This is a genomic window from Glutamicibacter sp. X7 (assembly GCF_054889245.1).
This window is the reverse complement of sequence record NZ_CM142678.1, coordinates 3,589,448-3,599,139: the sequence shown is the minus strand read 5'-3', so window position 1 is coordinate 3,599,139 and position 9,692 is coordinate 3,589,448. Positions and strand designations below refer to the sequence as shown.

At 55.2% G+C, this 9,692-nt stretch carries 8 protein-coding genes; all 8 read left to right on the top strand.

All coding sequences use genetic code 11. The annotated features are described in order from the left end of the window. Positions 1-510 precede the first annotated feature (510 nt). The 8 genes from rpmH to ACYU0X_RS16995 all read left to right on the top strand — a co-directional run bounded on the left by rpmH (position 511) and on the right by ACYU0X_RS16995 (position 6,005). Positions 511-648 (top strand): 50S ribosomal protein L34, encoded by a 138-nt coding sequence (gene rpmH, locus ACYU0X_RS17030; protein WP_309410335.1) that lies wholly within the window; start codon positions 511-513, stop codon positions 646-648. Between the two features lie 63 nt (positions 649-711). Beyond that, positions 712-1,068: a ribonuclease P protein component gene (gene rnpA, locus ACYU0X_RS17025; protein ID WP_418907938.1), complete on the top strand. Its 357-nt coding sequence runs from the start codon at positions 712-714 to the stop codon at positions 1,066-1,068. Next, on the top strand, positions 1,061-1,438 hold the full coding sequence (yidD, locus tag ACYU0X_RS17020; RefSeq protein WP_418907937.1) for a membrane protein insertion efficiency factor YidD: 378 nt from the start codon (positions 1,061-1,063) through the stop codon (positions 1,436-1,438). The genes rnpA and yidD overlap by 8 nt, the downstream gene beginning before the upstream one ends. Further along, positions 1,438-2,403: a membrane protein insertase YidC gene (yidC, locus tag ACYU0X_RS17015; RefSeq protein ID WP_309410338.1), complete on the top strand. Its 966-nt coding sequence runs from the start codon at positions 1,438-1,440 to the stop codon at positions 2,401-2,403. The genes yidD and yidC overlap by 1 nt, the downstream gene beginning before the upstream one ends. Positions 2,404-2,405: 2 nt before the next feature. Next, positions 2,406-2,930 (top strand): Jag family protein, encoded by a 525-nt coding sequence (locus tag ACYU0X_RS17010; RefSeq protein WP_418907936.1) that lies wholly within the window; start codon positions 2,406-2,408, stop codon positions 2,928-2,930. A 25-nt stretch (positions 2,931-2,955) separates the two neighbouring features. Then, positions 2,956-3,597 (top strand): 16S rRNA (guanine(527)-N(7))-methyltransferase RsmG, encoded by a 642-nt coding sequence (rsmG, locus tag ACYU0X_RS17005; protein WP_461901763.1) that lies wholly within the window; start codon positions 2,956-2,958, stop codon positions 3,595-3,597. 169 nt (positions 3,598-3,766) lie between these two features. After that, positions 3,767-4,699: a ParA family protein gene (locus tag ACYU0X_RS17000; RefSeq protein ID WP_418907934.1), complete on the top strand. Its 933-nt coding sequence runs from the start codon at positions 3,767-3,769 to the stop codon at positions 4,697-4,699. 112 nt (positions 4,700-4,811) lie between these two features. Then, on the top strand, positions 4,812-6,005 hold the full coding sequence (locus ACYU0X_RS16995) for a ParB/RepB/Spo0J family partition protein (protein ID WP_461901762.1): 1,194 nt from the start codon (positions 4,812-4,814) through the stop codon (positions 6,003-6,005). The last annotated feature ends 3,687 nt before the right edge of the window (positions 6,006-9,692 follow it).

The following is a 9,692-nucleotide window of genomic DNA, read 5'->3' as shown; positions in this document are numbered from 1 at the left end:
GAAGGCGCCTCTTTTCTCTGGGAAATGCAATGTTGGTCACAACGAAGCGCCGAATAGTCGATGTTCTACCGTCTTTCGGGCAACGTCGCTTCCGATTCTAGCGGTCATCCACATGGTTATGCACAGTTCTGGGGAAAAAGTTCCCTCTCGGGATGTGTAGAACCGTATTACCCGATTTCACTTGGGCGTATCTATCCTCAGGTGTTCCGTGTATACAGAGATATCCACGTTCGTTGCCCGAAAAGTATGTCGTAATCCACAAGATTCGGATAGATTATTCACAACCTCCGGGTCTCTGGTTCAGCTGGGAGGTGAAGTTGTCGTGCCGGTTTGACGGCGCGAACTTATTTTTCTATCGTTATTTAGTCCTATGCGCGTGTTTCGTGCCCTGCTCAGGTTTAGAAGAGCCCACGAAATTGCGCATGTCAAAAGAACGAGCGTCGGCCTGTTGTTATTCAGCTAGCTAGTAACGGGTAAGACGCGCCATCTAGATCGTCTTGGAGTGTCACCGTGAGCAAGCGGACTTTTCAGCCTAACAACCGTCGTCGTGCCAAGAAGCACGGTTTCCGTCTACGTATGCGTACCCGTGCGGGTCGTGCCATCATGTCGGCACGCCGCGGCAAGGGCCGCAGCTCGCTGTCCGCATAAATTTGCGGATTAGCGTTTGGTCTCATGCTCTGACGCGTTTCATACGGAACCGTCGTATCTGACATGTTGCCAAAGAGTCAGCGACTGCGCCTAGCGCAGGACCTTACAGCCACTGTACGTTCCGGCGTCCGAAGCGGACGCCGGAACGTCGTGCTATATGCACGTCTTCGAAATGACGACGTGCAGGGCGATCGTTTTGGGTTTATTGTTTCGAAGGCTGTCGGCAATGCGGTGCACCGGAACCTAACCAAACGACGTATGCGCGAGATTTCTCGAATTTTGCGTACCGAAGACGGCAATATCGATTACGTGCTTCGGGCATTGCCTGGCGCCGCGGAGTTGCCTTGGACCGAATTGAACCGGCAGATTGTCGGTGCTCACCAGTCTGTCCTACGTAAGGTTCAGGACAGTCGTGCGTAAAGATACGGTTCCCCGCACGGGAGTATTCTGGTTTCTCATAGATATACCGAGGAACCTACTCATTGCCTTGCTCATCGCCTATCGTAAGGTGATTTCGCCGATCTACGGTGACGTGTGCAGATACTTCCCTAGTTGCTCGGCTTATGGACTTGAAGCCGTGACCCAGCATGGGGCAATTAAGGGCATTGGTTTGACTACTTGGCGGGTCCTGCGCTGCAATCCGTTCTCCCACGGGGGAGTGGACCATGTGCCGGAGGGACCGCGGATTTGGCCCGAGGGCAAGGTCCCGAGGATCATAGTTCTGAATCACCCTGTGATTCCCGACGATGAAGATGCCGCGGAAAGCGGTAACAAGGAGCTTGACCGCTAATGAATTTCCTTGATTGGATACTGACCCCGTTCACGTTCGTCGTGTCGTGGATTCTGTGGGCCTTCCACGAACTGTTCACGATGATCGGCATGAACGCCGATTCTGGTGTCACCTGGACCCTATCGATCATCTTCCTTGTGTTGCTGATTCGTACGGCGCTGATCCCTGTTTTCGTCAAGCAGATCAAAGCGCAGCGTGCAATGCAGGCCCTGCAGCCTGATCTGCGCAAGCTGCAGGCGAAGTACAAGGGCAAGACCGATCAGCTGTCGCGTCAGGCGATGGTTCAGGAGCAGCAAGCTCTATTCAAGAAGCACAAGACGAACCCGCTGTCATCGTGCCTTCCGTTGCTCGTGCAGATGCCGTTCTTCTTTGCGCTTTTCCGCGTTCTTAACGAGGCATCGCGAGCAAGCGAGAATAACACCGGTATCGGTGCATTGTCGGCTGCGCATATTCGCAGCTTTGACGACTCTTCAATCTTCGGTGCTCCATTGTCGGAAACGTTCCTGGGGACCATTAATTCAGGTTCGGTGAACGTAGCTGTCATCGTCGTCGCGGTGATCATGATTCTGGCGATGACGGCGTCACAGTTCATTACTCAGCGTCAGCTGATGACCAAGAACATGAGTGCTGAGGCTCTGCAGGGGCCATTTATGCAGCAGCAGAAGATGATGCTGTACATTCTGCCTTTGGTCTTCGGTATCGGTGGTATCAACTTCCCAATTGGTGTTCTGATCTACTGGACCGCTTCGAACTTGTGGACCCTTGGTCAGCAGTTCTGGGTAATCCGCAACAACCCGACGCCAGGCTCCGAGGCTGAGCGTGACCTTAACGCCCGCCGTGCTGCCAAGGGCTTGCCTCCGGTGGGTCAGAAGAAGAATTCCGCTCCTGAAGTGACTGCGGTTGATGAGCAGTCGAAGGGTCAGCGTCAGCAGCCACAGCGTAAGAACCGTCGGAAGAAGAAGTAGTCATGACCACCACCGAAGAGACCGCATCGGCGGAGTTGAAGACCCAGGACGTAGTAACCGAGTCCCTTGACGAGGGCGACGTAGCTGCCGATTACCTTGAAGAGCTACTGGATATTGCAGACCTTGATGGCGATATCGATATCGAGATTCGTGGGGGACGTACTTACATTTCGATCGTAGCCGACGATCAGCCAGCCGATCTCTCCAGCCTCGTTGGGGCAGAGGGTGAAGTTCTCGACGCCTTACAGGAACTGACACGCCTTGCTGTATTGAGCGCTACGGGCGAACGTTCCCGCCTTGTACTTGATATCGCCGGTTACCGTGCGCAGCGCGCTGAAACCCTCCAAGCGATGGCGCAGGAAGCTATCAAGCAGGCCCAAGCAGACGGGGAATCCGTCCATCTAGAGCCGATGAGCGCCTATGAGCGCAAGATCGTCCATGATGTTATTGCCGATGCGGGGTTGCATTCCGAATCCGAGGGCGAAGGCTCTCGGCGGCATATCGTGGTTTCGGTTTCCGGAAACTAATTGCTTTTACCTTAAGGACGATCCTATGACTGAAGACCTGAGCTTGAGCGCTACAGAACAGGTAGCTGCGGAGAAGATCTTTGGAGATCGCCTAGACCTCGCGCGACGCTACGTACAGCATTTGGCTACATCCGGAATTGAACGTGGCCTGTTAGGGCCACGTGAGGTACCACGCCTCTGGTCGCGTCATGTACTGAACTGCGCTGTCATCGCGGAGCTCATGGACAAGGACGCGGAGGTTGCCGATGTGGGCAGTGGCGCGGGACTGCCGGGTTTGTGTCTGGCCATCGCGCGAGCCGACTTGAAGCTCACCCTGATTGAGCCATTGGAACGCCGTTGCATTTGGCTTACGGAAGTTATCGAAGATCTTGGACTTGATAACGTCACAGTCATGCGGGGACGAGCCGAGCAAATGGTGGACGTCGTTAACGCGCAGTATGTCACGGCGCGTGCCGTATCAGCCCTGTCCAATCTAGCCGGCCTGACCTTGCCTCTGTTGCACGGCCAAGGTGAGCTTCTCGCCATCAAGGGCCGTTCTGCGGCTGAGGAGATCGCGAAGGCCGAGAAGACCGTCAAGAAGCTTGGTGGGGCTAATACCGAAGTCATCGTCGTAGGCGAGGAAGTCCTAAAAGAACCAACCACGGTGGTTCGAATTAAGGTTGGCTAGAGGTTAGGCGATAGTCTTTAAGGTGTTGGTGCCTCTCCCAAGGAGGTATCGGCACGGAAGATGATTTTCGTAGATAAACAAACGAAATCATTTGTCGCTGATTGTTTCACGTGAAACATGGTTCAAGCTGTCGTAGTTCTATACGTCACGAGATACAGAGGAGCACTCCTTGAGTAAGACGAAGGATCCGTCGAACAGTGTGTTCGACTTTAACGACTCCTCTTCTCCCCTTGCCAGCCAACTGGCCAGTGAGCATCGTCGTCGCGAGGCGCTGGCGGAGAAGGTGATCCCAACGCCTGATAAGACCAGATACTTCACGATATCTAACCAGAAGGGTGGCGTCGGCAAGACCACGACCACCGTCAACCTTGCCGCCGCGCTGGCCAAGGGCGGGTTGAATGTTCTTGTCATTGACATTGACCCTCAGGGCAACGCTTCAACCGCGCTAGGCATCGAGCACCACGCCGAGGTTGAAAGTATCTACGATGTCCTCATCAATGATGTTCCTTTAGCTGACGTGGTAGCCACATGCCCTGATCTACCGACCCTTCAGGTGGCGCCGGCTACCATTCACCTGGCTGGCGCCGAAATCGAGCTTGTTTCTCTAGTTGCACGAGAGCAACGTTTGCAACGGGCGCTCGACGATTACGCTCGGACTCGTCAGCGCCAGGGTCTGCCGCGCCTCGACTACGTTTTCATCGATTGCCCGCCGAGCCTTGGGCTGTTGACCGTAAACGCCTTTGTCGCAGCTCGGGAAGTGCTTATCCCAATCCAGTGCGAGTACTATGCCCTCGAGGGATTGAGCCAGCTCCTGAAGAACATTGAGATGATTCAGAAGCATCTGAATTCTCGTCTGACGGTCTCCACTATCCTTCTGACGATGTACGATGGTCGAACTAATCTAGCGTCTCAGGTTGCGAATGAGGTTCGGGAGCATTTCCCTGAGCAGGTTTTGGGTGCACTGATTCCACGTAGCGTTCGTATTTCCGAGGCTCCGAGCTACCAACAGACCGTTATTACTTACGACCCCAACTCCACGGGTGCATTGTCTTACATGGAAGCAGCAATTGAAATTGCTGAACGCGGTGTACGGGCGAAGTAAGCAAGCGAACGCCAATCTTGTATTAACACACCCCTTCTTGCGCTCTCTTAACTACCTCGGGCCAGTAGACTAGTCATATCTGCGATTTGCGAGGAAAGGGCGTTGGAACGCAATGGTCGAGAAGAAGCGAGGCCTAGGACGTGGGCTTGGGGCATTGATCTCCAGTACGCCTACCGCACCATCTGGAGACGACACCGATTATGTTTCACGTGAAACCAAGGTGGCAGATACGACTCCGAGCGATAGCACCAAAACCAAGCCCGTCCGCCCTGTTGACATGTTTTTTGAGCCAGGCCGCAAGACCGACTCACTGACTGCAACGCGTCAGCCCTCGGGCAACTCCCGCTCGAACCGTCGCCAGAGAGCCGAGATGCCTGGGTTGGCTGGGACCGTCAAGCCAAAGAGCAACGATAAGACAGAAGAAGCTAGTAAGCGACCCGAGACGGCTATGGAAGCGGCCAAGTCATCTGATGATGTCGAGTTGATCGATGTTCCTGGCGCACAGTTCATGGAACTTGATGTCACGAAAATTCACCCCAATCGCAAGCAGCCTCGTACCAATTTCGATCAGGAGCACATGGATGAGCTCATCCACTCCATTCGCGAGATTGGTCTCCTCCAGCCCATCGTCGTACGACCTTCTCGTGAAGCGGGGGATGAGCCCTATGAGCTGGTCATGGGTGAGCGCCGTTGGCGTGCAACTCAGGCAGCTGGACTTGCCACAATTCCGGCTATCATTCGTGACACGCTCGATACCGATCTCCTGCGCGATGCACTGCTGGAGAATCTTCATCGTTCACAACTGAATCCGCTTGAAGAAGCTGCTGCGTACCAGCAATTGTTGGAAGAGTTTAACTGCACGCAAGAGGTCCTTTCTGATCGTATCGGCCGATCGCGTTCACAGATATCAAATACCATTCGTCTGATGAAGTTGCCGCCTCTTGTACAGCGTCGGGTCGCGGCTGGCGTACTGTCGGCAGGGCACGCTCGAGCACTCTTGGGGCTGACCAACAGTGAAGCGATTGAGCAACTAGCCCAGCGAGTTGTGAATGAAGGTATGTCCGTTCGCGCCACTGAAGAAGCGGTAGCCCTCAGCGATGATCGACCGAAGAAGAAGGAAAAGAAGCCGCGCGAAGCTAATCGCAACGAACGCCTCGATTTCCTGGCCTCGTCATTAGCCGACAGACTCGATACGAATGTGAAGATCTCGCTAGGCGCACGTAAGGGCAAGGTGAGCATCGAGTTCGCCTCCGTCGAAGATCTGAATCGGATCATGGAAGTTCTGGACCCTGAGGCCAAGGGTTAGTCCCTGTTTCGGAAAGCGGTGTGTGTTTCACGTGAAACACACACCGCTTTTTCATGCCGGGAGCGAGCATGTTTCACGTGAAACAGGGAGGCAGACCGCCGAGGCGCTGCTAGAACGACCCGTGAGTGACCTGAGATCGGGAAACGAGCTAATCGTTGATAGTCGGGCGGGCCACAAGTGTAACTACCGCTGTGCACGGAGTTTGTGAATCTTTCGCACGATCGGACGAGTCGCTCGATGAGCCGATAGCTTGAAATACCTAAGGGGAGCGATCTGCAGTCAGAGGGGTATCTACGATCAGGCGGAGCGGGCCCTTGGTCTTGTCCTCGCGAATGAATGATTTACAAACTGACATGAGTTCTCTGAGCAGTATGGTGCAGCGCGCAGAGCTGACTGCGGTCACGGCTACCGCGATCACCTACAAGCAAAGGATGCATGAAACAGCTACATGCAGGGAGACGAGGGGCAGGTAGGGCAGAAACCTGCGTTGTCCGAGCGGATGAGTAACGACCTACCTCGTAGCCGGTGCCATGGTAGGCGGCCATAGTGAAAGCGCGCCCGTAGACCGGGAAGGAAGACCCGAAAACCACCTCGAGCGTATAGCACGGGAGCGAAAACTAGCGCCCGTCCCATATGATCCACGAGACTGATCGCAGTGGCAACGACCGTACGACCGCAAGAGGCAGATGTGGCATGAGATGACGTGCAAGTACGACAGTTGCTGGCGACGTCAGAAGTACGGCTAAAGTCGCGGAAAACGATATGCAATCACCGCGGCCGCTTAATGCAATGGGAGCCGCACCAAAACTGGCTTTACGTGCACCATCAAGGATGTGCAGGCGGATCGAGGAGACCCTCGACCTAAACTTCTGTGTGAGTCGTGACCTTACGCCTGGATGCTCACAGATTCGATGTAACTGGGCTGCCATTTGGTCAGTTCGCGTCATCCGTAGCTCTGCTTGAGACACTAGAGCTCGAAGACCTGCGGTACCGTGAAAGCCCTAGCCTCCAGCATCATCAGCGAAATGTGACTGTTGGAGGCTGGGACCTTGCTTGAGCAGGGAATCGACAAAGGCATTGCTTGTCTCGAAGGTTCAGGACTCCAACTCTAGGCAGTACGGCCGATTCGCCTCGGAACATGGGCGTATGCCAGACGCGGGCCCTCGGAGGTGCGGATGTCATGCGCGGCCGGCATGCCGAATGCATTAGGCGTTACTGATACCTGCGTCGTCAAACTTTGCTCGATCGAGAACTCCCGGTCTCCACATGAAAACGTTCGCCAGACAGGCGGATAGCAGGGGAGGGGACTCTTCCCGTGACGTCTTAGCGGAGTGAGAGAGGATAGGAAGACTTGCTGAAGGCGAGAGGACTGGCCTTATTCACTAGCCAGGTGGAAACGCTACAAGTTCAACTATCGAGGTACCACCAAGCGCGGTCGTAGCCAGAGGGCCACAAAGTATCCGTGCGGGTGGATCGTGCAGCGGGCAAACGCGGCGCAGCTATACGCCGATGCAGTCGCGCTAAGTGAGCTTCCGAATGAAGTACCTGAATCGAGAGATGTCGTTTGCGTCAGAAAGCAAGTGCCGTCTAAGTACAAGATTGATTGGTTCGGGACGAGCCCACAAGCTACGCACCCTATCAGCGCATCGTGCGTCAATCGCTTCGCCGGCCAATGTAGGTTCGTGAATGCTTCCTCCGAGAGCAGGAGCGGAGCAATGATTCGTGGCAAATCGTCGAAACGGGGTTTGATACTGGCCATGGCTAGCTCACGGAGGGCGGCATTGACATTCCAAGACAAACAATCCAAAGTCGTTAGCGCCGATGGACATGAGATGTGCTGCCGATAGGAAGCACGAAGTTCAGAAAATTCGACGGCAGTGAGGTCGCCTAGGTTGGCGTGACACGTGGTGACGTGCCCGCCCGTAAACGCTACGGGTCACCGGATTTATCCTTCAACCAAGTTCCCTCTTTCTGATGCGAAAGATCTTCGAGAGATAACCGCCTCTCATATTGTCGACCGGCAACACGTCCGACCGAACGACTCACAGAGGCATCGCCAGACCTGATATGTGATTTGGTGCTGGCCATGGTCAACCTGCTTCACCCCGTCTACGCCGACCCGTGGTGGTCGTGGTCTACAGAGGGAACACTCCTCCTTGAGGGGCGCGGCTTTAGGGGTACCGACATTGGGATGTTGAGTAGTCAGGTCGAGACCGTGGGTGTTGTCGTCTCCTAGCGCCGGTAAAAACCCTACTTCCCCTCATGGGCCGTTAGAACGGAGTAAACGTGCCTACACTGGGGTGATCACCGTCGTGAACGAGTAAGACCTCGCTGGGTCACTTCCCGATGCCGGGATAAGCGCGTCAAATGACCTGGCATTCGACGACTGTCCAAATTCCAAGTCTCGGGCGTGACTACAGATATAGAACGTGGGGTCGAAGAGTTCCGTACAGGTTGCTGGGGGAGACTGTACCGCTCGTGCTCGTGATTCTGAGCGGTGTCGAGCAGGGAAGTCTGTGTAGGCAGTCACGGTGATCCTGACAGTGATCTTGGTCGTCGCGATCGCCACGACGGGATCCCACAAATGCTCGGAGCAACAGTTGAAACCAAGAGAACCCGGTCCGCATGGAACCCTGGCCTGCACCGAGCTGGTCACTCCGAGCAAGCTTAGGGTCGGGCTGGTCACCTGGAGCGCACACCCGTGATCTGCGGAAGCATTAGTTGTTAATCTGCTCGCAGCGATGCCGCATCCGCTATGCGGCAACCCCGATATGGGTCACTCCGAAAGTCATGTGACAGCGGTCAAAACGGTTCGTCACTCGGTCTATGACCACGTAGACGAGGCCGCTGCATAACCAGAACGACCGCCTGCGGCGTACATGTACCAATAGCTGCCGACCATCCTCGAGGATCTGTACATGGCCCGGGAAAATAACCTCTCGTTGGCCGGGCTCCCGATGAATGGGTGGCAGTGGAAGTGCTCGAACAACCCGAGTTCGCGATTGAACGGGGAGACGCCTAGCCGTTGGCAGGGGAGGGACTGTTCTAGACCCGAGAGACGGTCATCGCTCTAATCGGCGCGTTGATGGCTGAGCAAGGTGCTCAACGGGCCTGACACCATCACAGCAGAGACCGGAGACGGGACTTGCCCTACGCGCTGGGTGCCCTATCCAATCTTCTGAAGGGCCTACCGCTCCACTGAAGCCGTGATCTGAGGCTGAAACCGTGCCACACCCACATCAGCCGCTGACGAAGCCTTGTACAAGCTCATGCAGTGTCGGTGAATGTTGCATCGAGGCTAGGTTCGAAAGTTCAAGAAACGTCGTTCGAGCGTTGTAAGGGTGGCTGCACGTTGGACCGAGTCTTCCACGCTGAGGGACTTTCTAAGCACCCAAAGACACAACGACAAGCGTGTTGGACGCCGAGACGGGATAAACCCGCCTACGGCCTATCTGGAGGACAGTCTGGGGCCGTTACAACGGATTCAGACAGCGGGCCCATACTGGGCGTGCTGGTCCTTTAGCGCCCGACAGAGGCACAAGGATAATGAAATAACTGGTGCCTTTCTGCTGCTGAACGAGCGTTGCTCAAATCTAGCAGTCGTTGCGGCACAGTCCTTGAACCTGCTGACTCATGGGGGAGCGAGAGTCTATCTGGCAACAGGACGCAAGACGCTTTCCGTCAATT

Excerpts from the sequence above, each read along its gene's own strand:
- rnpA (WP_418907938.1), top strand. The coding sequence starts at position 712 with ATGTTGCCAAAGAGTCAGCGACTGCGCCTAGCGCAGGACCTTACAGCC.
- ACYU0X_RS17010 (WP_418907936.1), top strand. The coding sequence starts at position 2,406 with ATGACCACCACCGAAGAGACCGCATCGGCGGAGTTGAAGACCCAGGAC.
- yidC (WP_309410338.1), top strand. The coding sequence starts at position 1,438 with ATGAATTTCCTTGATTGGATACTGACCCCGTTCACGTTCGTCGTGTCG.
- ACYU0X_RS16995 (WP_461901762.1), top strand. The coding sequence starts at position 4,812 with ATGGTCGAGAAGAAGCGAGGCCTAGGACGTGGGCTTGGGGCATTGATC.
- rsmG (WP_461901763.1), top strand. The coding sequence starts at position 2,956 with ATGACTGAAGACCTGAGCTTGAGCGCTACAGAACAGGTAGCTGCGGAG.